Source organism: Aquamicrobium zhengzhouense, assembly GCF_016124105.1.
Taxonomy (GTDB): domain Bacteria; phylum Pseudomonadota; class Alphaproteobacteria; order Rhizobiales; family Rhizobiaceae; genus Aerobium; species Aerobium zhengzhouense.
This window is the reverse complement of record NZ_JADGMQ010000001.1, coordinates 585,167-608,090: the sequence shown is the minus strand read 5'-3', so window position 1 is coordinate 608,090 and position 22,924 is coordinate 585,167. Positions and strand designations below refer to the sequence as shown.

Annotated in this window: 23 protein-coding genes; 12 read left to right on the top strand and 11 right to left on the bottom strand. The window is 58.6% G+C overall.

The features are described from left to right. Positions 1-74: 74 nt before the first annotated feature. From IOD40_RS02900 to IOD40_RS02880, 5 genes are read left to right on the top strand one after another with little or no spacing between them, the layout of a single operon-like run. Positions 75-1,865 carry an acetolactate synthase 3 large subunit gene (locus IOD40_RS02900; RefSeq protein WP_198474085.1) on the top strand — a complete coding sequence of 597 codons (1,791 nt, stop codon included), beginning with the start codon at positions 75-77 and terminating at the stop codon, positions 1,863-1,865. 47 nt (positions 1,866-1,912) lie between these two features. Then, entirely contained in the window at positions 1,913-2,491 is a 579-nt protein-coding gene (ilvN, locus tag IOD40_RS02895) for an acetolactate synthase small subunit (protein WP_198474083.1), read from the top strand. A 58-nt stretch (positions 2,492-2,549) separates the two neighbouring features. Then, entirely contained in the window at positions 2,550-3,146 is a 597-nt protein-coding gene (locus IOD40_RS02890; RefSeq protein WP_198474076.1) for a LysE family translocator, read from the top strand. A 42-nt stretch (positions 3,147-3,188) separates the two neighbouring features. After that, on the top strand, positions 3,189-3,686 hold the full coding sequence (locus IOD40_RS02885; protein WP_198474063.1) for a globin family protein: 498 nt from the start codon (positions 3,189-3,191) through the stop codon (positions 3,684-3,686). A 55-nt stretch (positions 3,687-3,741) separates the two neighbouring features. Continuing rightward, positions 3,742-4,869, top strand: coding sequence for an ATP-dependent DNA helicase (locus IOD40_RS02880; RefSeq protein WP_198474061.1), 1,128 nt, complete (start codon positions 3,742-3,744; stop codon positions 4,867-4,869). On the opposite strand, the gene IOD40_RS02875 is transcribed toward IOD40_RS02880, so the two are convergent. Next, entirely contained in the window at positions 4,870-5,286 is a 417-nt protein-coding gene (locus IOD40_RS02875; RefSeq protein ID WP_210336768.1) for a SpoIIAA family protein, read from the bottom strand. 97 nt (positions 5,287-5,383) lie between these two features. Here IOD40_RS02875 and IOD40_RS02870 point away from each other — a divergent pair, with 97 nt between their 5' ends. The 4 genes from IOD40_RS02870 to ilvC all read left to right on the top strand — a co-directional run bounded on the left by IOD40_RS02870 (position 5,384) and on the right by ilvC (position 9,896). Further along, a complete protein-coding gene (locus tag IOD40_RS02870; protein ID WP_198474057.1) occupies positions 5,384-6,124 on the top strand; it encodes a pyridoxine 5'-phosphate synthase in 741 nt (246 codons plus the stop codon). A 68-nt stretch (positions 6,125-6,192) separates the two neighbouring features. Further along, entirely contained in the window at positions 6,193-8,103 is a 1,911-nt protein-coding gene (locus tag IOD40_RS02865; protein ID WP_198474055.1) for a potassium transporter Kup, read from the top strand. Between the two features lie 96 nt (positions 8,104-8,199). Then, a complete protein-coding gene (locus IOD40_RS02860; RefSeq protein WP_198474053.1) occupies positions 8,200-8,850 on the top strand; it encodes a TetR/AcrR family transcriptional regulator C-terminal domain-containing protein in 651 nt (216 codons plus the stop codon). Positions 8,851-8,876: 26 nt separating this feature from the next. Beyond that, complete coding sequence (gene ilvC / locus IOD40_RS02855; protein WP_198474051.1) at positions 8,877-9,896, top strand: ketol-acid reductoisomerase; 1,020 nt, start codon at positions 8,877-8,879, stop codon at positions 9,894-9,896. 65 nt (positions 9,897-9,961) lie between these two features. Here ilvC and IOD40_RS02850 read toward each other — a convergent pair whose 3' ends face one another. After that, complete coding sequence (locus IOD40_RS02850) at positions 9,962-10,402, bottom strand: BA14K family protein (RefSeq protein ID WP_198474049.1); 441 nt, start codon at positions 10,400-10,402, stop codon at positions 9,962-9,964. Between the two features lie 149 nt (positions 10,403-10,551). Here IOD40_RS02850 and IOD40_RS02845 point away from each other — a divergent pair, with 149 nt between their 5' ends. Beyond that, positions 10,552-11,667 (top strand): endonuclease/exonuclease/phosphatase family protein, encoded by a 1,116-nt coding sequence (locus tag IOD40_RS02845; protein ID WP_198474261.1) that lies wholly within the window; start codon positions 10,552-10,554, stop codon positions 11,665-11,667. Beyond that, a complete protein-coding gene (locus IOD40_RS02840; protein WP_198474047.1) occupies positions 11,664-12,380 on the top strand; it encodes an NUDIX hydrolase in 717 nt (238 codons plus the stop codon). Before IOD40_RS02845 ends, IOD40_RS02840 begins: the two co-directional genes overlap by 4 nt. Positions 12,381-12,382: 2 nt before the next feature. On the opposite strand, the gene IOD40_RS02835 is transcribed toward IOD40_RS02840, so the two are convergent. From IOD40_RS02835 to IOD40_RS02825, 3 genes are read right to left on the bottom strand one after another with little or no spacing between them, the layout of a single operon-like run. After that, complete coding sequence (locus IOD40_RS02835) at positions 12,383-13,591, bottom strand: ABC transporter permease (RefSeq protein WP_198474045.1); 1,209 nt, start codon at positions 13,589-13,591, stop codon at positions 12,383-12,385. Beyond that, a complete protein-coding gene (locus IOD40_RS02830; RefSeq protein ID WP_198474043.1) occupies positions 13,591-14,304 on the bottom strand; it encodes an ABC transporter ATP-binding protein in 714 nt (237 codons plus the stop codon). Before IOD40_RS02830 ends, IOD40_RS02835 begins: the two co-directional genes overlap by 1 nt. Then, a complete protein-coding gene (locus IOD40_RS02825; RefSeq protein WP_198474041.1) occupies positions 14,301-15,683 on the bottom strand; it encodes an efflux RND transporter periplasmic adaptor subunit in 1,383 nt (460 codons plus the stop codon). Before IOD40_RS02825 ends, IOD40_RS02830 begins: the two co-directional genes overlap by 4 nt. Positions 15,684-15,999: 316 nt before the next feature. Between IOD40_RS02825 and IOD40_RS02820 the strand changes: the two genes are divergently transcribed. Continuing rightward, entirely contained in the window at positions 16,000-17,028 is a 1,029-nt protein-coding gene (locus IOD40_RS02820) for a PAS domain S-box protein (RefSeq protein WP_198474039.1), read from the top strand. A gap of 271 nt (positions 17,029-17,299) precedes the next feature. Here the strand turns inward: IOD40_RS02820 and IOD40_RS02815 are convergent, their stop codons facing one another. The 6 genes from IOD40_RS02815 to IOD40_RS02790 all read right to left on the bottom strand — a co-directional run bounded on the left by IOD40_RS02815 (position 17,300) and on the right by IOD40_RS02790 (position 22,867). Next, a complete protein-coding gene (locus IOD40_RS02815; protein WP_198474037.1) occupies positions 17,300-17,872 on the bottom strand; it encodes an NADPH-dependent FMN reductase in 573 nt (190 codons plus the stop codon). Between the two features lie 145 nt (positions 17,873-18,017). Continuing rightward, positions 18,018-18,605: a DJ-1/PfpI family protein gene (locus IOD40_RS02810; RefSeq protein ID WP_198474035.1), complete on the bottom strand. Its 588-nt coding sequence runs from the start codon at positions 18,603-18,605 to the stop codon at positions 18,018-18,020. A gap of 62 nt (positions 18,606-18,667) precedes the next feature. After that, entirely contained in the window at positions 18,668-19,636 is a 969-nt protein-coding gene (locus IOD40_RS02805) for a substrate-binding domain-containing protein (RefSeq protein ID WP_198474033.1), read from the bottom strand. Between the two features lie 36 nt (positions 19,637-19,672). Next, positions 19,673-20,668 (bottom strand): ABC transporter permease, encoded by a 996-nt coding sequence (locus IOD40_RS02800; protein ID WP_198474031.1) that lies wholly within the window; start codon positions 20,666-20,668, stop codon positions 19,673-19,675. Next, positions 20,634-22,217 (bottom strand): sugar ABC transporter ATP-binding protein, encoded by a 1,584-nt coding sequence (locus IOD40_RS02795; protein ID WP_198474029.1) that lies wholly within the window; start codon positions 22,215-22,217, stop codon positions 20,634-20,636. The genes IOD40_RS02800 and IOD40_RS02795 overlap by 35 nt, the downstream gene beginning before the upstream one ends. Next, positions 22,214-22,867 (bottom strand): GntR family transcriptional regulator, encoded by a 654-nt coding sequence (locus IOD40_RS02790; protein WP_198474259.1) that lies wholly within the window; start codon positions 22,865-22,867, stop codon positions 22,214-22,216. The genes IOD40_RS02795 and IOD40_RS02790 overlap by 4 nt, the downstream gene beginning before the upstream one ends. Positions 22,868-22,924: the final 57 nt, after the last annotated feature.

Here is a 22,924-nt window from a genome sequence, read left to right as displayed (position 1 = left end):
AAAGGGGCCTTTTTTATTGCCCGGAACATCGATAAACGACAGCCAGACAGCGGACACAGGACGGGAAGAGACTGATGAACACCAATGCAGGAAACGAAGCCGGAAGACGCGAAATGACCGGTGCGGAGATTGTGGTTCAGGCGCTGAACGACAACGGCGTGAAGCACATCTTCGGTTATCCTGGCGGCGCCGTCCTGCCAATCTACGATGAGCTTTTCCAGCAAGAGGATATCGAACACATCCTCGTTCGCCACGAGCAAGGTGCTGGCCATGCTGCCGAAGGCTACGCCCGCTCGACGGGCAGGGCGGGCGTTGTCCTCGTCACCTCCGGGCCTGGCGCAACGAACGTCGTCACCGCTCTGCAGGACGCGTTGATGGATTCCATTCCGTTGGTCTGCATCACTGGCCAGGTCCCGACGTCTCTGATCGGCTCCGATGCGTTTCAGGAATGCGATACGGTCGGCATCACCCGCCCGTGCACCAAGCACAACTGGCTGGTGAAAGACGTGAACGATCTGGCTGCAGTCATTCACGAGGCGTTCCACGTCGCAACCACGGGAAGGCCTGGCCCGGTCGTCGTTGATATTCCCAAGGACGTCCAGTTCGCCAAGGGCATCTACACGCCGAAACAGGAAGTCCGTCGAACGAGCTATACGCCCAAGGTTCAGGGCGATATGGAGGCGATCCGCCAGGCTGTTTCGCTGATGGCGAATGCCAAGCGACCGATCATCTATTCGGGTGGCGGCATCATCAATGCCGGGCCGGAAGCGAGCCAGCTTCTGCGTGAACTGGTCGACCTGACCGGTGCTCCGATTACCTCGACGCTGATGGGTCTGGGAGCATATCCGGCTTCTGGCAAGAATTGGCTGGGCATGCTGGGTATGCACGGCACCTATGAAGCCAACATGGCGATGCATGATTGCGACGTCATGCTGTGCCTTGGCGCCCGTTTTGATGACCGTATCACGGGCCGCCTCGACGCGTTCTCGCCCAACTCACGCAAGATCCACGTCGACATCGATCCGTCCTCGCTGAACAAAAACGTTCATGTGGATGTCGGTATCCTTGGCGATGTCGGCCTCGTGCTTGAGGACATGGTCCGCCTGTGGCGCGCGACGGTGAAGACGAACGCCGCGAACCTGAAGCCGTGGTGGGAGCAGATCGATCGCTGGCGCGCTCGCAACTCGCTTGCGTTCAAGCCCAATGACGATGTCATCATGCCGCAATACGCGATCGAACGTCTCTATGAACTCACCAAGACCCGCGATACCTACATCACGACTGAAGTTGGGCAGCACCAGATGTGGGCGGCGCAGTATTACGGCTTCGAAAAGCCGAACCGCTGGATGACCTCGGGGGGCCTTGGCACGATGGGTTATGGCCTGCCGGCGGCGCTGGGCGTGCAAATCGCGCATCCCGACGCGCTTGTCATCGATATTGCAGGCGATGCATCGGTGCAGATGACCATGCAGGAGATGGCGACGGCGGTGCAGTACAGCGCGCCGATCAAGATCTTCATCTTGAATAATCAGTATATGGGCATGGTGCGCCAGTGGCAGCAATTGCTGCACGGCAACCGGCTGTCCCACTCCTATACAGAAGCAATGCCGGACTTCGTGTTGATGGCACAGGCGTTTGGCGCTCACGGCATTCGTTGTGACAAGCCCGCTGATCTCGACGCAGCGATCGAGGAAATGATCGACGTCAAGAAGCCGGTTCTGTTCGACTGCCGTGTGGCAAATCTCACCAACTGCTTCCCGATGATCCCGTCAGGCAAGGCGCACAACGAGATGCTTTTGCCGGATGAGGCCACCGACGAAGCGGTCGCGAACGCAATCGACGCAGCGGGTCGTCAACTGGTTTAAGACGTGCCACGGCGCTAGCCAGAAGCAATTCAAGGAAGAGAATTGACATGAACGCCCAACTGCAACCTACTGGTTCTGCATACTTCATGGCTAAAGAGACTGCCGTGGCTGAGCGCCACACACTCGCAGTCCTCGTCAGCAATGAACCGGGTGTGCTCGCTCGCGTGATCGGACTTTTTTCCGGCCGTGGCTATAATATCGACAGCCTCACCGTCACGGAAACCGAGCACGAAAAGCATCTGTCACGCATCACCATCGTGACAAGTGGCACGCCGCACGTTCTCGAGCAGATCAAGAGCCAGCTGGAACGGATCGTCCCCGTTCACAAGGTGACTGATCTGACCGTGAGCGCCCGCCATATCGGTCAGGATCACCCGCTAGAGCGGGAACTGGCCTTGATCAAAGTCGCGGGAAAAGGTGAGTCTCGGGTCGAGGCTCTTCGCCTCGCCGACGCCTTCAAGGCCAAGGTCGCGGACGCAACCACCGAGCACTTCATCTTCGAGATCACCGGCAAAACATCGAAGATCGATCAGTTCATATCGATCATGCAGCCGCTGGGTCTGATCGAGGTGTGCCGCACCGGCGTTGCAGCGATGAACCGTGGTCCGCAGGGTATGGAGCGCTAAGCGCTGCTGAGCAAAGTTGGAGGGAGAAGATGACTTCTCCCTCGCCGGGGTGTGCAAGATGACATTCGAGGCGTTTTTCGGACTGTTCGTCTTCGCGTTCGTCACGTCGATCACGCCCGGTCCAAACAATCTCATGCTGATGGCGTCGGGGGTCAATTTCGGCTTCCGTCGCACGATCCCGCATATGTTGGGTATTGGCGTTGGCTTTCTCACGTTGCTCCTTGGGGTCGGTTTAGGTCTCGGTGCAGCTTTGACGGCATTTCCGGCATTACATCTGGCGTTGCAGGTCGCAGGTGGTGTTTATCTGCTCTATCTCGCTTGGCGGATCGCCTCGACGCGCAGCCTGGGTGATGGTGCCTCAGCCTCGACGCGGCCCATGACGCTGCTTGAGGCGGCGGCATTCCAGTGGATCAATCCCAAGGCCTGGGTGATGGCGTTAACCGGGATCGCCGTTTATTCCTCGCCGGAATCGCCGTTCCTTTCGGTCGTTCTTGTCTCGGTTGCGTTCGCGGTCGTGAATCTTCCCTGCGTCTCGTCATGGGCTGCGTTTGGCGTCGCGCTTCGCAGCTTTCTCGCAGACGCAACGCGGCTTAAATGGTTCAACATCGCGATGGGCCTGGCCTTGGCGGCAAGCCTTTGGCCAATGCTTCGATAGCAGGAAATCGACGCTCGTTTTTCACTGTGCTAATTTACGGTGATGTTGGAGCGTCTCTCCGTTGCGCGGGTGGTTGCGGCCGCATGCATTGTGCTGGCGCTTTTGTTCGCGGTTGGGTGGCTCACGCGCCGAGACCCTAACGAAACCCCTTATCTGCGTGTCCTGGGTGGCGGTTTCATCATCAATTACAGGGTGGCCGATATGTATTACGGCTTCACCGCGATAGTGCAGCGTCCTCTCCCGACTGGAAGCGTGATTGTTGCAACGTTTCAGGATCCGGCGGGTGGCCCAGACCATGTGGTCAGGCAACGGATGGGAGGCCCGGAAATGTCGCGCTTCTCGATGCGCTCACCCACGGTCCATGGGGTTGAGGCGCACCGACCCTACGAAGTTACGATCAGGATCCTAGACCGTGAAGAAAAGATCACGATCTGGACGCACCATATGCAGTTCAGCAGCCAGTTGGATGGATCCTTCGTGCCTGATCAACCGCTGACGATCGGACCCGGCTATACAAAGAACCCAAATGCGGCCAACTGACCCTGGAAGGGACGGGGGCCTTGTTTCCACGCGCCGAATCCCCCACTGAGACCATATGCAGTTTTCTCCTCAACAGGATGCGGCGCTCAAGGCAGTTGATCGCTGGCTGAAGGAAGGTGGCAAGCCAATTTTCCGACTGTTCGGCTATGCCGGCACGGGAAAGACCACGCTCGCCCGTCACTTTGCGGAACATGTCGACGGCTCGGTCCAGTTCGCAGCGTTCACTGGGAAGGCAGCCCAGGTTCTCCGCTCCAAGGGCGCGAATAATGCCCGGACCCTCCATTCGCTGATCTATCGCCCTCGAGGCGAGGAGACAGTGGAGGACGAGACCACCGGCAAGACCTCCATTGCGCCGACCTTTTCGCTTAACCGCCAGAGCCCGGTCGCGAAGGCAAAGCTGATCGTCGTCGACGAATGTTCGATGGTCGATGAGCAGCTTGGTCGCGATTTGATGACGTTTGGCACGCCAATTCTCGTGCTCGGGGACCCAGCCCAGCTGCCGCCAATCAGCGGCGGCGGGTTTTTCACGGAACACGAGCCGGATCACCTCCTCACCGAAATTCACCGGCAGGCGCAAGATAACCCGATCATCCGTTTGGCGCTCGATGTCCGTGAGGGACGAGAGATCGAATACGGTGACTATGGCGACGCACGCGTGATCGGCCGCAATGAGGTCGATCAGGACCTTGTGCTGTCGGCAGATCAAGTTCTGGTCGGGACGAACCGCACCCGTCGACGTTACAACCAGCGGCTTCGTGAATTGAAGGGCTTTGACGCGTCCTATCCGCAAGCCGGCGACAAGCTGGTGTGTTTGCGTAACGATCCCGCCAAGGGGCTGTTGAACGGCTCGCTTTGGAAGGTCATGACCTCATCTCGTGAGACGGTAAAGCCGGGTATCAATCTGCTGGTTTCTCCGGAAGAGGATGATCCTGACCGGGGCGTGGCGAAGATCAAGCTGCTGAAAGCTGCTTTTGAGAACCCGGATGAGGAAATCTCATGGCAGCAGAAGAAGCGATTTGATGATTTCGACTATGGCTACGCGCTGACGGTCCACAAGGCGCAGGGTTCTCAGTGGAACGAAGTCGTACTCTTTGACGAGAGCTATGCGTTCCGGGATACGCGCCAGCGATGGCTCTACACTGCCATTACCCGTGCGGCGGAACGGCTGACGATCGTTCGCTGATCAGACTTTTCCTGCGACTTCGACGGCACCCACATAGGCCCACGCCTGGTCTTCTTCGGTGCCGGCGAATGTTCGCACTTCGAGGTCAGATCCCAACAAGGCTGCAACATAGCTCGCGGCCTCGCCGCCGTCATCGACAAGCGCGCATCGCTCAACGTGCTGGCTGGCGTCGCGCCTGAGCTGACTGGCAGTCTCAGCGGCAAGGCCCGTGGTATCGAAACTTTTCAACCCGTTGATGCGAACCAGCAGGTTGATGCGGTTCTTTAATGTGTACGCCCCAGCAAGGAGGCCGCACATATTCTCCGCGTCGGCAGCATTGAACTCACCTGAAATTTCAAGCGAGAATACAGTCAGAGAGCTCGTTCCGACTCGCTTTACGGCTGGAATCCGATCCAATGGAAGCAATCCGTTCTCCATTCGGCATAAGCATCCAGCTGGAACACATGAAAGGCAGTGTCTGTTCCCGCCTGGAGACGATATATCTGGCAGGACAAGAAGAATCGGACTCTGCGCCATGCCTGCCAAGCTTTCCGTCAATCTCAACGCCGTTGCCCTCCTGCGCAATCGCCGCGATCTGCCGTGGCCGGATGTGATTCATTTCGGAAGAATATCGCTGCAGGCAGGCGCGCATGGGCTGACAGTTCACCCCCGGCCGGATGAGCGTCACACCCGCCGCAGCGACCTCGCTCCGTTGCGTGCCCTCATCGACGACGAATTTCCGCATGCTGAATTCAATGTCGAAGGCTATCCGGACGAGGCGTTTCTGCAGCTGGTGGAGGAGCATCAACCCGATCAGGTCACGCTGGTGCCGGACGATCCAGCGCAGCCGACGTCAGACCATGGCTGGAGCTTTGTCGAGCAGCAGGCGTTCCTGACCCCGATCGTGAAGAGGTTGAAGAAGGGCGGTTTCCGGGTTTCATTGTTTGCGGAGCCCGATCCTGCCGGAATGGCGGAGGCCAAGGCTACGGGCGCCGACCGGGTCGAATTGTTCACAGGTCCGTACGGTTCCACGTACGATGATCCAGAACAGGCAAAGCGAGAGCTCGAGAAACTTGGCGCAGCGGCAGATGCGGCTCGGGCCGTCGGTCTCGAGGTAAACGCGGGTCACGATCTCACCGTGGCAAATTTGCCGGCTCTAATCGAGTATCTTCCCCACCTGTCTGAGGTGTCGATCGGCCATGGCCTCACTGCCGACGCATTGGAATACGGGATGGCTGGCACCGTGCAGCGTTTCCTGAAAGCGGCTGGGTGGTAAAAGCACATTGCCACTCGATCCGGTGAGCGTGTATTAGCGCCGTCCAATTTGGCGCAGGAGAACCGCGCATGGGTGAAGACTGGCAAGAGAGTGCCGAGACGGCACAGCAGCAGGAGCACACTCATCCTGTGTCCAGCACCGGAGCGCTGACGCTTGGTGCGCTGGGTGTCGTTTATGGCGATATCGGAACAAGCCCGATTTACGCGTTCCGGGAAGCCGTACGCGCCGCGACCGGAGACGGGCCGAATACCGATTCCGACATACTGGGTATTCTGTCGCTCATAGTTTGGTCCCTGACTTTGATCGTCGCGATTAAGTACATGCTCATCGTTTTGCGAGCAGACAACCGCGGCGAGGGCGGTGTTTTATCCCTGATGGCGCTGGCCCGGCATAGCGCAGGCCGTTTTTCCGGGCTCGTGGTCGCTCTTGGAATGGTGGGAGCTGCGCTGTTCTATGGTGACGCGGTTGTGTCGCCGGCGATCTCGGTTTTATCCGCAGTCGAAGGTCTTGAGGTCGTTACGCCAGCGTTCAACCGCTGGATCATACCCATCGCGGTCGCGATCCTTATCGGACTGTTCTTCGTGCAAAAACTAGGCACCGCAAAGGTTGCCAAGGTTTTCGGACCGCTGACTGCTCTCTGGTTTGTCGTGCTCGCCGGCGTGGGGCTTTACCACATCATCCTCAACCCGACAGTGCTGGTAGCGCTCAATCCGTATTACGCGATCTACTTTCTGTTTCAGCATTCTGGTGTAGCGGTCGTTGTGTTCGGGGCAATCTTTCTCGCGATCACCGGGGCGGAGACGCTTTATGCCGATCTCGGCCATTTCGGTCGCAAACCGATCATGCTGGCTTGGTTCATCCTGGTATTCCCGGCCCTGCTGCTCAACTATTTCGGGCAGGGCGCGTATGTCCTTGAAAACCACAACTCCGAGCAGCCACTATTCGAGATGATGCCGGAGTGGGGCGTGCTCCCATTCGTGATCCTCGCCATGCTGGCCACTGTGATCGCAGGTCAGGCGGCAATTACTGGCGCCTTTTCACTGACCCGACAGGCAATTCAGCTCAACCTCCTGCCGCGTCTCGACGTTCAGCACACGTCGGCGGAGCAATCCGGGCAGATTTACGTGCCACAGATCAACACGTTCCTTTTGGTCGGTGTCGTGATCCTGGTGCTCGCCTTCGGTTCGTCGAGCGCTCTGACCGCGGCGTACGGCATCGCACTTTCCGGAGCGATGGTGGTAACCGGGCTTCTCCTGTTTTTCGTCATCTGGAAAGTCTGGGCAAAGCCCTTGTGGCTGGCGCTTAGCGCCATGCTTCCGTTCTTCCTGATTGAGTTGGCGTTCTTTTCGTCAAATCTTTTCAAGGTGAAGGACGGCGGCTGGGTTACGATTGCCATCGCGATTGTCGCGCTCATTCTCATGGCGACCTGGAGGCGCGGCAGCCGCTTCCTCTTCGAAAAGACGCGAAAGAGCGAAGTGCCGCTGACGATACTGACAGGTAGCCTTGCGAAGAAGGAAATGCACCTGGTCGACGGGACCGCCGTGTTCTTGACTGGCGACCCTGAGAGCGCACCGACCGCTCTGCTGCACAGTCTCAAGCACTACAAGGTTCTTCATAAGAGCAACATCGTCTTGTCGCTCGTGACAGAGGACCGTCCACGTGTGCCTGAGAGCGAACGCGCGGAGATTGAAGAGGTCAATCATCTCTTCACCAGGGTGATCCTGAAGTTCGGTTTCATGGAACAGCCGAACGTGCCCAAGGCACTCGCGCAACTGCGCAAGAAAGGCCTGAAGTTCGACATCATGACCACGTCGTTCTTCCTGTCCCGCCGAACCTTGAAGCCTTCCGCGAACTCAGGAATGCCGATCTGGCAGGATCGGCTCTTCATCGTCATGGCGCGAAACGCGTCTGAAGCGACGGCTTACTTTCAGATCCCCACCGGACGCGTGGTGGAGATCGGCACGCAGGTAATCATCTGACCCTCCGTCAATGAGAATCTCCTCGCACGCCTCTTGCGTGTCGCAGAAATCTACGCGATAACCGAACCGTAACGTACGGTACGGTGCTTTCGACATATGAATACCGTTGAGCGGATAGAGGCCGGAGAGGATGTGACCACCCGTCAGGGAGAGGTCCTGGACGCCGTTCTGTCGCTCCTCGTCGAAGGTGCCGCACTCACGATGAGCGCTGTGGCGCGGCGCGCAAGTTGCTCTAAGGAAACGCTATATAAGTGGTTCGGAGATCGCGACGGACTCTTGCGCGCGACCGTGCAGTGGCAAGCCTCGCGTGTTCGCGCGGGAAACTACGAGCGCCAGAAGCTCGATGCCACCGCGTTGCGTGAAAGCCTGGAGCAGTTCGCGGCGAACTGGCTTTCCGTCATCACGTCCAGAACCTCGATCGCGCTTAACCGCGTGGCCATTGCTGACGCGGGTTCTGGAAAAAGCAATCTTGGGGCGATCGTTCTGGAGAACGGGCGCTTTGCAATCGGCGAGCGGTTGAAGCCATTGCTGGAAGATGCGCGTGAAGCCGGACTTCTTCACTTCGACGATGCTGAAGAAGCATTCCGCACTTTCTTTGGGCTCGCGGGCAGGGATGTGCAGATACGCGCCCTGCTTGGTGAGACGCTGGTGCTCAGCAAACAAGATATCGCGCGCGACGCCGCTTTGGTGACGCGCCAGTTTTTCGCTCTCTACGGAGCGAGTCAGCTGCCGGTTAAAGCCGGTTAGGATCAACGGAAGGAAGGACCCGTAACATGCGTGTTTATTATGATCGCGATGCCGATCTCAATCTGATCAAGGGCAAGAAGGTTGCTATTGTCGGCTACGGCTCGCAGGGCCGCGCCCACGCGCTGAACCTGAAAGAGTCCGGTGCGCAGAACCTCGCAGTTGCACTGCGCGCTGGTTCGGCAACCGCACAGAAGGTCGAGGCCGATGGCCTTCAGGTCATGACCGTCGCCGAGGCCGCTGCCTGGGCTGACCTGATCATGATGGCTGCTCCGGACGAGCTGCAGGCTGACATCTACCGCGACGAGATCGCTGGCAACATCCGCGACGGCGCTGCAGTTGCTTTCGCGCACGGCCTCAACGTTCATTTCGGTCTCATCGAGCCGAAGTCGACGATTGACGTCGTCATGATCGCGCCGAAGGGCCCAGGTCACACCGTTCGTGGCGAGTACCAGAAGGGCGGCGGCGTGCCGTGCCTGGTCGCTGTGCACCAGGACGCTTCGGGCAACGCGCTTGACCTCGCTCTGTCGTACGCATGCGGCGTCGGCGGTGGTCGTTCGGGCATCATCGAGACCACCTTCAAGGAAGAGTGCGAGACCGATCTGTTCGGTGAGCAGGTCGTTCTGTGCGGCGGTCTGGTCGAGCTCATCCGCGCTGGTTTCGAGACGCTGGTCGAGGCTGGCTACGCTCCGGAAATGGCGTACTTCGAATGCTTGCACGAAGTGAAGCTCATCGTCGACCTCATCTACGAGGGCGGCATCGCCAACATGAACTACTCGATCTCGAACACTGCTGAGTGGGGCGAGTACGTCTCGGGTCCGCGCATCATCACCGCAGAGACCAAGGCTGAGATGAAGCGCGTCCTGCACGACATCCAGACCGGCAAGTTCACCTCGGAATGGATGCAGGAGTGGAAGTCTGGCGCAGCTCGCTTCAAGGGCATCCGCCGCATGAACGACTCTCACCAGATCGAGGAAGTCGGCGAGAAGCTCCGTGGCATGATGCCGTGGATCGCGAAGAACAAGCTGGTCGACAAGGCCCGCAACTAATCAGCGTTTTAGGCTGAAAATGAAGAGGCCGGCGGTCCATCCCGCCGGCCTCTTTTTATGTTCAATTAGCCGTAGGGCGAATAGCAGGCCCGCCGCGGGCCGTTATACGGCTGGAAAGTGTTGCTCCGCGCGTCGTAGGACCGATAGCGATTGTAGCACCAGTTCACATGGGCGTTGGAAAGCCCATAGGAGCGGCGCGGAGGTGCGCGATAGACGCGTGGCGCGGTGCCGAACTCCAGATAGAGCCCTGAGCGCGGGCCGTGATAGCGGGGAGGGCCGCGACGGTCCCACCGGCGATCCCCGCGCCGATCACGATCCCAGCGGCTGTGGCGATCCCAACGCCGATCCCGCCTGTCCTGCACCTGCTGAACGTTGCTGTCTGAACTAGCTGCGGGTAGGGCGGTGACGATCCCTGCAGGCCCGGCGGCGGATGCCGTTGTGGTTTGTGAAGCCACACCCGCCATAAGTGAAGCCACGACCGCGAGGGCTGACAATGTGCGTTTCATGACGTGCTCCTTTGTCGAGTACTTGCCTCAGATCAAAGCCCGATGACTGATGTTCCAATCTTGCAATACGGCGCATGAATGCGGGATGAACGCTCCAATCTGGCACCGCGAACTTGCGTTTTCTGAGGCATGTTGCTCACATGCGAGCCATGTCGCTGCGCCTTGCCACTTTCAACGTCGAGAACCTGATGAACAGGTTCGATTTCACCGGTTTCCGGAACGCGCTCAATCAGGACCGTGTTCTGTCGCTCTACCAGATAAGGGACGAGGCGGAGTACCGTCAGTTTGAAGCGGCGAGAATGATCGCCCATACCGACGATGCTCGACAACTCACCGCGCTCGCCATCGCTGCAGCGAGGGCAGACATCATATGCTTGCAGGAGGTCGACAACATCGAGGCATTACGTGCCTTCGAGTATGGCTATTTGTTCAAGATGATCGGTCACGGTTATCGCGACAAGTACACGACCCCAGGCAATGATGGCCGGGGCATTGATGTCGCTGTGATGGTACGTGCGGAAACACTTCACGGTCAGCCGATCGAGTTTGTGCGGATGCAAAGTCATGCGCATCTGTCCTATGACGATCTCGGCCTTTACACAGCCGAACTCGCCGAGGTTGGAGAGAAGCCCCATGAAAGGATCTTCAGGCGCGACTGCCTGGAGCTCGACCTGAAAATCGGGGGCAAGCCTTTCACGCTCTACAGCGTGCATTTCAAGTCCATGGGCGGTCCGCCACGCAACGGAAAGGACAGCCGCTTATCTACCATGCCGATCAGGATTGCAGAGGCGGCTGCTGTACGCCGGATCATTGAGGATCGGTTTGGCGCCGAGCATGCACCGGATAAACGATGGGCGATCTGTGGCGACCTCAACGATTACCGCGAACGGATACTCATTTCGGGTGACATGCATGAGAGATATGATTTCGCGCCGGTGACGGAGGAGATCTCGTCGGTCGACGTCCTGACGGCCGGCGACTTCTGCGAAAATGTAGTTGAGCGTCGGCCACTGCTGGATCGCTGGACGCTTTATCACACAAGGGGCCCGGCAGAGCGGCATCTGTGTCAGCTGGACTACATCCTTCTGTCGCGCGCACTGGCACGCAGTAACGGTACAGCGGTCCCTGAGATCATTCGTAACGGTCAGCCCGTGCGCACTCCCTTTCCACCGGGCCAGGAGGTATCGTATTTCCCTCGCGTCGGCTGGGATAGACCCAAGGCCTCGGATCACTGCCCGGTCGTGGTGGAACTCGACATCACATGAATGTTCCTCCCGATTCCATCATCCCGGTTTCGGAAGTAGACCTGCGGCTCGTGGCCGAACCTCATCCATTCGCCGTTGCGCATCAAGAGGCGGCTGCGCGGCATTGGCATGAGGAAAGGGCTGCAAACCCGAACCTGTTCGATGGCGAGGTTGCGCTCTTCTCTGGTGTAACGTGCAAGGACGGCATTCTCTCCGCTCGTTGCCACATTGTGCGGTATTCTACATTTCTCTATTGGCGCACCATTCGCCCGGTACCCGATGTTACGCACATTTTCGCGCACGCCATGCTCGTGAGTTCCGACGGTGCGCTGGTGCCGGTCAAGATGAGCGTTCGCACCGCCAACCCCGGGCAAGTATACTTCGCCGCAGGTAGCTTTGAGCCGATCGACATCGTTGGTGGTCGGGTCGATCCGGTCCGCAATATGCATCGTGAGGTGTCTGAAGAGACAGGCATTGACCTCACCCAGGTGCAGCATGAGCCGGATTTTTACGCCTTGTCCAAAGCATCGGGGATGGTGCTCTTCAGGCGGTATTTTCTCGAGCAGACAGCCAATGAAATTGCCGGATCGATAGCTGCGCACGTCGCTTCGGAAGCCGATCCGGAGATCGACGGCGCCTACATCATCCGCAATGTCGACGGCATCCCCGAGCAAACGCCGCTGCATATGCCGGACATGGTCCGCTGGCATTTTGGTCCGCCAGCGGCAATCTGACCCTATTCGTGGCGTAGTGCGTCGATCGGATCGAGGCGAGCACCGCGGAGCGCGGGGAAGAAGCCAAACACCATCCCTATCAGCGCGGAGAAGCCAACGGCGATGGCGATGACCGTCATACTCGGAACAAACGGTATCGACAGCGACATGGACGCTGCCGCCGCGAGCCCAAGACCGATGACGATCCCGATCAGCCCTCCCAGCAATGAAAGCACCGTTGCTTCAACGAGAAATTGAACGAGGATATGCCGCTCGTGCGCGCCAATGGCGAGCCGGATCCCGATCTCCCGCGTACGCTCGGTGACCGACACCAGCATGATGTTCATGATGCCGATTCCGCCGACGAGTAGGCTCACACCAGCCAGCGCGCCGAGCATGCCGGTCATGACCTGAGTGGTGCTCGTCATCGCGTCGGCGATCTGGGTCATGTCGCGAACGTCAAAATTATCTTCCTGGTCGGGGCTGAGGCGACGGGTATCGCGCAAGATGTCCTTTACATTGGCGACGGTCTCGCTCGTCGAGATCCCGTCCTTAACGGCAATGTAGATCTGGCTGATGTTGCGATTGCCGGCGATACGACGCTGAAAAGTCGTCAGCGGCATCATCAACACAGCATCCTGATCCTGACCGAAACCGGAAGTGCCTTTTGATTCCAGAACGCCAATGACGCGACAGCTCAGCCGGCCCACGCGGATCGAATCTTCTGCCGGATCGCCCTCACCAAAGAACTGGCTTCTTATCGTCTGTCCTATGATGCAGACATTCGCTCCGCCACGAAGCTCGGACTCCGTGAACTCGCGGCCACTGACAATTTCCCAATTGCGCGCGATGAAGAAATCGTTGTCAGTGCCGGTGACCTGAGCCGAGAGGTTGTCCGCTCCATAGACAATTCGGACGGTTCGCTGTGCAGCGGCCGATACTGCGTCGACATTCTGCAGCCCGTCGACAAGCCCACGTAAATCCTCATCTGACAGAGGGCGAGGGGTGAAGTTCGTGTCGCCGCCACGCATCGGGCGAAGCGCCTGCACAGTCAGCAGATTGCTGCCTAGCTTGGTGATATCTTGCTTGACCTTTTCCGTCGTTCCGGAGCCAATCGTGATCATCGCGATCACCGCCGCCACACCGATCACGATACCAAGAAGCGTTAGAAACGAGCGGAGCGCATTGCGACGGACCGAGCGCAGCGCGAGTTTGACAGTTTCCCAGAGCATCACGCAGCCTCCCGGTTAAGTCTGTCCGACGCGATGTTGCCATCGAGGAATGAGATTGTGCGCTGGGCATAATCAGCGATATCCGATTCATGCGTGACGAGGACGATCGTCAGGCCCTGCTCGCGATTAAGGCGCGTCATCAGGTTCATGATCTCGTGGCTGCGTGCCGTGTCGAGGTTGCCAGTTGGCTCATCGGCAACCAGCAGGGTCGGGTTGCTGACAATCGCGCGCGCGATGGCAACGCGCTGCTGCTGGCCACCGGATAGCTCGGCAGGGGTGTGGTTTTCTCTGCCCTTGAGGCCGACATCGGCGAGGGCCTTCATCGCAAGCCCGCGTCGCTCACGCGCGGACACGCCGCGATAGATGAGGGGCAACTCGACGTTTTCCGCCGCCGTTGTACGCGGCAGCAAATTGTAGCCCTGAAACACGAAGCCGATGTACCGATTGCGCAGCACGGCTCGGCGCGTGCGATCCAGTCGCCCTGCATCCACTCCAAGAAAACGGTATGTGCCATCCGTCGGGGTGTCGAGACATCCGATGATGTTCATCGACGTCGATTTTCCTGAGCCGGACGGTCCCATGATGGCGACGAATTCCCCGCGTCTGATCGTCAGATCGACACCGGCGAGCGCGTCAACTCTGGCTTCACCCGCGCCGTAGGTCTTCCAGACTTTTTCGAAGCTCAGGAGCGGTGGATTGGAAGCGGCGGTCATTGTGCGCGACCAGTTTCGTTCGCACCGGTGCGCGCTGGCCGGGCGCCAGAGGGCTCGGCAGTGCCTCGGCCGGGTCGTTGAACGTTTGCCGGTACCGCGCCGATTCCGATGATAATCTGGTCGCCTTCCTCCAGACCGGAAAGGATTTCCACCTTGTCGCCGGTGCTGGCGCCGGTTACGATCCGCACCTGTTCAGGTTGGCCGTTCCGCAGGACGTAGAGCGGGCGGCCTTCGCTGGCTGAGGAACTACGCGCAGGACGCTGCCGCATCGTGGGTCGAGCCGGCATGAACAATTGCTGCAACGACCATCCGCCGTTTTGTGTCGTCTGTGGGGGGCTGAACCTGAAAGCAGATGCAGGAACCAGCAAGACATCGTCGTCTTCGCGCGTAACGATTTCCACCGAGGCCGTCATGCCCGGTCGAAGCAGCAGCTCCGAATTGTTGACGTTCAGACGGGCCTGATATGTCACGACCCCCTCTGTGACCGTTGACGCGTAGGAGACGTCCCGAATGGTCGCATCGAAGCGGCGATCAGGAAACGCATCGACGGTGAAGCGTGCCTTCTGGTCCGGCAAGACGGTGCCGATATCCGCTTCATCGACAGCAGCCTTAAGTTCCATCGTTTCAAGGTTTTCGGCGATAATGAAGAGCACGGGCGCTTGCATTGACGATGCTACGGTCTGGCCAGGGTTCACCGCTCGGCTCAGGACCGTGCCGTCAATGGGGGCGTAGATGGTACTCTTGGCCAGATCAGCTTCCTGAAGCTTCAGGTCGGCCTCCGACACCGCCAGATTTGCTTCGGCGATGGCAACGGCGCTTGCTGCGCGATCCCTTGCGGCGATCGCAGTGTCGAGAGCCTGCTCCGTGGCCATGCCCCGATTGTTCAGCTGACGGGCGCGTGTAAGAGCTTGTTCAGTCTCGCGTTCTGTCACCTGCGCATCAAGCACGCGCGCCTTTGCAGCAGCGACATTGCCTTGCGCCCGTTCAATCTGAGCAATGATGCGCATGGTGTCGAGCTCGGCGAGGACGTCGCCTTTCGCCACAAGTTGGTTCTCTTCGACGGCAACGGATCGCACAACACCCGACAGTTCGCTGGAAACTTCCACCTGCGTCAGAGGCTGCAGGGTACCAGTGGCTGACACTTCTACCGTGATGGGGCCTCGCTGAACCTCTACAGTCCGATAGGAGACGGACGGCTCTGGCTCGCTCCCGCCAAATAGCCACCACACCGCGCCAGCAGCCAGTGCCACCAGTGCGATAGGGCCAAAGCGACGGCGGCCATTTGTCCTGCGTCCACTTTTACCGAGTTCGAGAACCTTCTCGATCGACTCTGTGTCGTTCCCCGGTGTGCCGGCCGCACGCTCGACGATCTGGTCCATCTTAGAAAACAATCCTCAGTAGAAATCCCTTGGCTGACAAATTGGGGAATAAGGTCAGGATTTCAAATTAAAGTTTGGCCATCTTCGGGATGGGGCGCGTCGAGCGGGTCGGGTGAGATGAAGAAGATGATGAAGATGACGCAGGGTTAACGCAACCAGATTGGCCTTCGACCATTTAAGTGCTGCATCCTGCCTCCTTGGGGCGGGAGGCAACTCAGGCAACAGACCCCGTCGCTAACGCGTCGGGGTCACCTGTCAGAACTTTCTTTGGAACACTTTACCGAGGACGCCGTTTAGCACCGTCAAAAGGTATTCCATGAGCAGCGACATCATTCAGCGCGCGGACAGCGATGGCATCTCCGATGCCCGGCTCGCCGCAATAGTCGACTGTTCCTTTGATGCTATCATCAGCAAGGATTTGAACAGCGTTATCGTCAGCTGGAATGCGGCGGCAGAGCGCCTGTTCGGCTACTGCGCCGAAGAAGCTATCGGCAAGTCAATCCTGATGCTGATTCCGGAAAGCCGCAGAGGAGAAGAGGTATCCATCATCAGTCGTATCAAGGCTGGTGAGCGGGTCGAGACCTTCGAAACGGTGCGGGTCCGAAAGGACGGCAAACTGGTTCCGGTTTCGCTTACGGTATCTCCGATCCGGAATCGCCACGGTGAGATCGTTGGTGCATCGAAGATCGCGCGGGACATCTCTCAGGCGAAGGAATCTGAACGTCAGATAAGGCTTCTGCTGCGCGAGGTGAACCATCGCGTTAAGAATCAGTATGCCGTTATCCTTTCGATAATCAGAGAGACTGCCCGGCGCTGTGGAAGTCCTGCAGATTATGAGGCGAGCTTGCGAGAGCGCATCATGTCGCTCTCAAACGCTCACGATCTCCTGGTCCTCGGCGACTGGGTCGGTGCGGGACTCGCCAAACTTGCTGCAGATCAGCTCCGGGCATTTCCCAATGAGGACCGGATCTTCGTTAACGGTCCTGTTGTCACGATATCCCCCAATGCGGTCCAGCATCTGGCGATGGCGTTCCATGAACTTGCCACCAACTCCGCCAAACACGGGGTGCTCGCATCAGGTGCTGGAAGCATCGTCGTTCAGTGGGGTATTGCGACGGATCATGAGGGGTTTGATCAATTCCACCTGGAGTGGATTGAAACGTTTGCGGAGCCATTCCTGGAGGGGATTGTAGAAGCTGGGCGAGGGCAGGGGTTCGGCACGGTAATCTTGAAGCGGGTCACACCTCAGGCGCTGAGCGCCACCGCTACCTTTGAGTCTACTGCGTCCCGTATCGCTTGGCGACTAAGGGGGCCGGCGAAGCACGTTATCAATTCGAAGGCCTAGCGCCGGTCAAAGGGCCTAGCGCGGGCTGTGCAAATAGACCCACCCCTTCAGCGGAGGGGTGGGTCTTGTTGGCCGCTAGTTCCCTACGATAGGAATCCGAGAAGCCAGAGGACAATGATTACCGGGATCGGAATACCGATCAGCCATAACAGCCCGCCACGTAGCATGTGCGTTTCCTCATTGTTGTCACCAACCAAACAATGCAAAAACTACTCATTGGTTCCAAAAGCTGGAAAACTTGCGGGGATACTTGCCACTAGAGAAAGGCATTTCATTCGTCGCGCGGAAGAGCCGCACGTACGCGGGTAATAAACGTAGCAAACTCTCCGATGAAACCTCTGAGGAAGTCTTCGGTGCCCTTGTTGGTCACTTCGCCGGCGTCGGTGATCAGGTTTGGCGTAAACTGGATGTACGCCTCGATCGCGTTCATTTGTGGGGAGTTGCAGAAGGCCAGCACGCTGCGCAGATTCTGCTGTGCGATCGCCGTGCCGATAGCGCCAGGTGATGTCCCGATGATGGCGGACGGCTTGCGCGTGAAGGAGTTCTGTCCGTAGGGACGGCTTGCCCAGTCGATGGCATTTTTCAGCCCGCCGGGAATTGAGCGATTGTACTCCGGGGTTACAAACAGCAGCGCGTCGACAGCATCAATTGCCTGCTTGAACTCGCGTGCTACAGGCGGGAAATCGTCGTCATAATCATAGCTGTACAGCGGCAAATTCTTGAACGGGATCTCCGACATTTCCAGTTGCGAGGGCGCGAGTAGCGTCAGGGCTTTCGCGAGCTTGCGGTTGATCGACTGAGACGCGAGACTCCCGACGAAATATCCAACTTTGTGCGCGGTCATAACCTGCTCCTGTGTCGTCGCCCTCCGCTTGAGCAAACGTAGGGCACGCGGGCCGTATCGACCGCACTGAGCAGAGAAAAAGCTGCCGTTATTTCTTGGGCTGGCAAAGAATGCGCCGGGAAGCAGTGCCTCCCGGCATGACGACTTAGCTGTGAGTGATCTTTGTGCCGAGCACGTTGAGGCACTCGCGCATGAATGCGGCAAGGCCCGTCCAACCCTTGGCGGACACCATGTTGCCGTCGACATAAGCCTCGGTGGGCTTGACGTCGATGTAGATGCCGCCCACCGCGGTGACTTCCGGCTCGCACGCGCCGAGGCCGGCAACCTTGCGGCCCTTCAGCACGCCTGGAACCGCCATCAGGATCTGGACGCCGTGGCAAATGGTGAAGATCGGCTTTCCGGATTCGTGGAAATAGCGCACGATGTCCTGGATCCGCTTGTCGGTACGTATGTATTCAGGACCACGACCACCGGCACAATACACCGCATCGTATTCTTCCACGCGGATTTCCGAGAAGGTCTTATTGATGTCGGCATAGTGACCGAGCTTTTCGGTGTAGGTCTGGTCGCCTTCAAAGTCGTGCAGCGACGTCTTGATCCGGTCGCCGGCGTTCTTGTCCGGACAGACGACATGGACTGTATGGCCGACAGCCTCCATGCCCTGCTGGAAGACAAAAATTTCATATTCCTCAGTGAACTCACCGGTGAGCATCAGGATCTTCTTGCCGCTCATGACGGTCTCCTCAAAATGATTGCCTGGGTGACGCCCGCCAGAAGCGGGCGTCATGCGCTGGATTAAAATGGCGAATCGGGGAAGTAGAACTGGTCCGCGTTCTGCGGGGTGATCAGCGGAGCATCGAGCAGGAACGATCCACGCATCGGCGCCTGTCCGGCAAACTGCCCAGCGGTCATGTAGATCGCGGATTTGATCATTGACGGTGGGTATGGGGTAGAGATCGGGGTGCGCTCGTTCTCTTCCTTCACCATTTCAATGACCTGCTTCATGCCGTTGCCACCAAGCGCGTACTTGATGTCCTTTCGGCCAGCCTGGTCGACAGCCTCGATCACGCCCAGCAACATGTCGTCGTCGTTGGCCCAGACCGCATCGATCTTTGGATACTTGGCAAGGTAGTCCTGCATCAGGGTGAAGGCTTCGTCCTGGTTCCAGTTGGCGTACTGGATGTCGAGGATCTTGATGTTTGTCTCAGCCATCACGTCCGAGAAGCCTTTAATGCGCTCGTCGTCGATCACCGTCGGGATGCCGCGAAGAACAACGATCTCGCCTTCATTGCCGAGCTTGTCGGCAAGCCAGCGGGCGGTGTTGGCACCAACGGCAATGTTGTCGCCGGCAACGTAGAGATCCTGGATCGACGGATCGGTCAGGCCGCGGTCCACGACCGAGATGAAGGTGCCTTTCGCCTTCACCTGTTCAACCGGGCCGGTCAGCTCTTCGGAGGTGAACGGAAGGATGACGAGGGCGTCTAGTTCACGCGTTGCCGACAGGTCTTCCAGTGCGGAAACCTGCGCGGTAGCAGATGATGCGGTGGATACGACTACATCGATATTTGGAAATGCAGCCTCGATTTCCTTTTCTGCCTGTTCGGCGTGATAGACGACGCCGCCGGTCCAGCCGTGGGTTGCTGCCGGGATCGACACGACGATGGTGACATCGCGGTCCTGCGCCAGGGCAGCGCCCGCAGGTAGCGCGACGCCCAGGGCAAGCGCCGATGCGAAAAGTCGGGCCTTCTTGGTGATCGACTTCATGTTACTCTCCTCCATGGATGTGTTCCCGCCTGTAGTTCAGCGGTTTTTGGTGAAACGGTGCGCAAGCATTGCGATGATTATGATGGCGCCTTGCACCGCAGCTACGAGGTACTCGGAGACCATGTCCGACAGGACCATGACGTTCGCGATGACCTCGAGTATGAGGGCCCCCGCCACGGAGCCCCATATGCGGCCCTTGCCTCCTCTAAGCAGGGTGCCGCCGATCACCACGGCTGTGATGACCTGAAGTTCCCACAACTGACCGGTTGTGGGTGTTGCAGCGCCAAGGCGCGGCACGTAGCAGATTGCGGCCACGGCAACGCAGAGGCCCTGGATCACGTAAGCGATTGTTCGAACACCACCGACATTGACACCCGAAAAGCGGGCCACCTCGGAGTTCGATCCTGACGATACGAGGCGTCTGCCGTATTTCGTCCGGTAAAGAATGAATGCGCCCAGCAGGACGACCATGAGCGTGATCAGCACCGGGTAGGGGATCCCGAGGAAGTTGCCGAAATAGACCGGGCGATAGGCTTCGCGCAGGCTTCGGTCGATTGGTAGAGATCCGCCATCCGTCATGAAGGTGATGAAGGCGCGAAAGATCCCCATCGTGCCGAGCGTCACGATGAAGGGCTCTATTCGCCCGACTGTGATAATCAGTCCGTTGAAAAGGCCACATAGAGCGCCAACGCAGAGCGCAACGCCTGCGCCCATGACGATGGCCCAGCTGCCATAGGCTGGTGCCAGTCCATTCATGGTCATGATCATGATGCCGGTCACGAAGGCCATCATGGAACCGACAGAAAGGTCCAGCCCGCCGGAAGAGATGACGAAAGTCGCCCCGACAGCAATGATCGCGATGAAAGCCGACCGCGTGATAACGTTGATCAGGTTTGCGCCGGAAGTGAAGTTCGAGTTGATCAGCGCACCGAGGAGAACGATCACCGCCAGCGCAATGAATGGTGCGAAATCCGCCCAGCGTATGCGGCTTCCTTCGTCAGCGGTCGCGACTTGTGCGGTCGCTGTTGTCATGTGTTTCCTCCCCCGCCGTCCCTCTCTTGCCGGATGTGGCGGCATAGATGACGGTCTTTTCATTGATCTCGTCGCCGGTCAGTTCCGCGACGATCCTCCCATTGCGCATGACGAGCACTCGATCTGCGAGACCGACAAGCTCCTGCATTTCCGACGAGATGACGATGCAGGCCTTCCCCTCCCGCACCATCTTGTCGATGAAGTCATAAATCTGGCTTTTGTTGCCAATGTCGATGCCGCGCGTCGGCTCGTCGATAATCACGACCGACGGGTCGGTCATCATCACCTTGGCAAGCAGGAGCTTTTGTTGATTGCCGCCGGACAACTGGCCAGCGGTAAGGCTGAGCGAACGAACGCGTATGTCGTACTCGGAGACTGCATGCCGCAGTGCGCTGGTCTCCGTCCGACGGTTCAGCACGGTGCCCGGATTGACGCTGTCGAGTGCTTGTAGCGTGAGATTGGGCGCCAGCTCTTCGTCGAGGAGCAGGCCTTTGCCCTTGCGGTCCTCTGTCAGATAGACGAGGCCGGCTTCCATCATCGAACGTACAGAGCGTTCCGCCATTTCCTTTCCATCAACCGCCACCTTTGTGGCTGTCGACGGGCGAAGTCCCATCAACCCCTCAATCAGCTCTGTCCGGCCAGATCCGATCATTCCGCCGATGCCGAGAACCTCACCCGGGCGAACCGCAAACGAACCAGTCCATGTGCCGTGTTCGACGGCCAGATCGATCACTTCAAGCAAGGGAGCTTTCGTCGCCGGTTCACGCTTGTGCGGATAGAGCATGTCCAACTCACGGCCGACCATCAGCTCTGCCATCTGGCGTTGTGACAGATCTTCGGCTGGCCATGTGCCGATCATCCGGCCGTCGCGTAGAACGGTGATGCGATCGGCGAGAGCTTCGACCTCTTCGAGGCGATGCGAAATATAAAGCACAGCGACGCCGTGGCCGCGCAGACTGCGAACAATGTCGAGTAGCGCGTCAACTTCGTCATTTGCCAGCACTGCCGTGGGCTCGTCGAGGATGACGACCTTATGTTCGTTGAGCAGAGCGCGGGCAATCTGCACGAGTTGGCGTTGGGCGAGGGGAAGATCGCCGACGCGGTCACCAGGGCGGGCGACTGAACCGACGCGGGCAAGAATTTGTGCGGTGCGATGGTTCATGGTCTGGTCGTGGACCATCCAGCCGCGCGTGATTTCGCGGCCGAGGTACAGATTTTGCGCAACCGTGAGGTCGGGCGCGAGAAGAATCTCCTGATGGACCAGAACGATGCCCGCGCTTTCAGCCTCCACGGCATCAGCAAACTCTACGCGTTGGCCTTCCACGAACATGTGACCAGTGGTTGGAAGCACATGCCCCGACAAGAGCTTCATCAAGGTTGATTTTCCGGCTCCGTTCTCGCCGATAATCGCGTGGACTTCACCCGCAGCAATATCGATTGAAACGTCAGACAGGACGGTAATGGGCCCATACGCCTTGCCGAGCCCCTCGGCACGCAACGCTACCGAGTTCGATGGGGCAGGGTGGTGGATGTCGGCCAGCGCGCTCATTCGAAAGCCGAAAGCAGGCGGTCACGCGACCGTTCAATATGGACGTACATCGCCTGATGGGCGGCATCCGGGTCGTGAGCACGGAAGGCTGCAAGCAGCGCCTCATGTTCTTCCAGCGCTTCCTGGGTTACCCGCGTGTGAAACATTAAGCGGAAGATGTGCAGATGCACATGTTGGTTGAACAGCGTTGAACGAATGATCTCGTTTCCTGAGATCCGCATAATGTCGTCGTGAAAATTGGCATCGGCGCGTGCAAAGCGCGAATATCGGGTGTTCCGATCGAGGGGCGTCTCACCGTTTCCCATATCAGCGGCGGCACGCTGTAGTTGCTGCAGTGCCTCTGGCGTCATGTTCTTGGCAGCCAAACGGGCTGCCTCAGGCTCAAGCAGGAGCCGGAACACGTATAGATCCTCAAATTGCTTGCGTGTCCACTGAGGGGCCGCGCTATAGCCGATCAAGTGTTCCTTGCGAACTAGGCCTTCGCGCTCGAGGCGGCTTAAAGCCTCGCGTACCGGCGTCTGGGATACTCCGATCTCGCGAGCGAGAACATCAATGGGGATGCGCGAACCAGGGGCAATATCGAGCGCCATCAACCGGTGGTAGATGTTGTCATAGACGCTATCGACGACGCTGGCCGGTCGATTGACCATTGGCCTGGCGTCTCCCTCAGCTGCGATTGCCACTGCATCCTCCAGAATACGAACTAA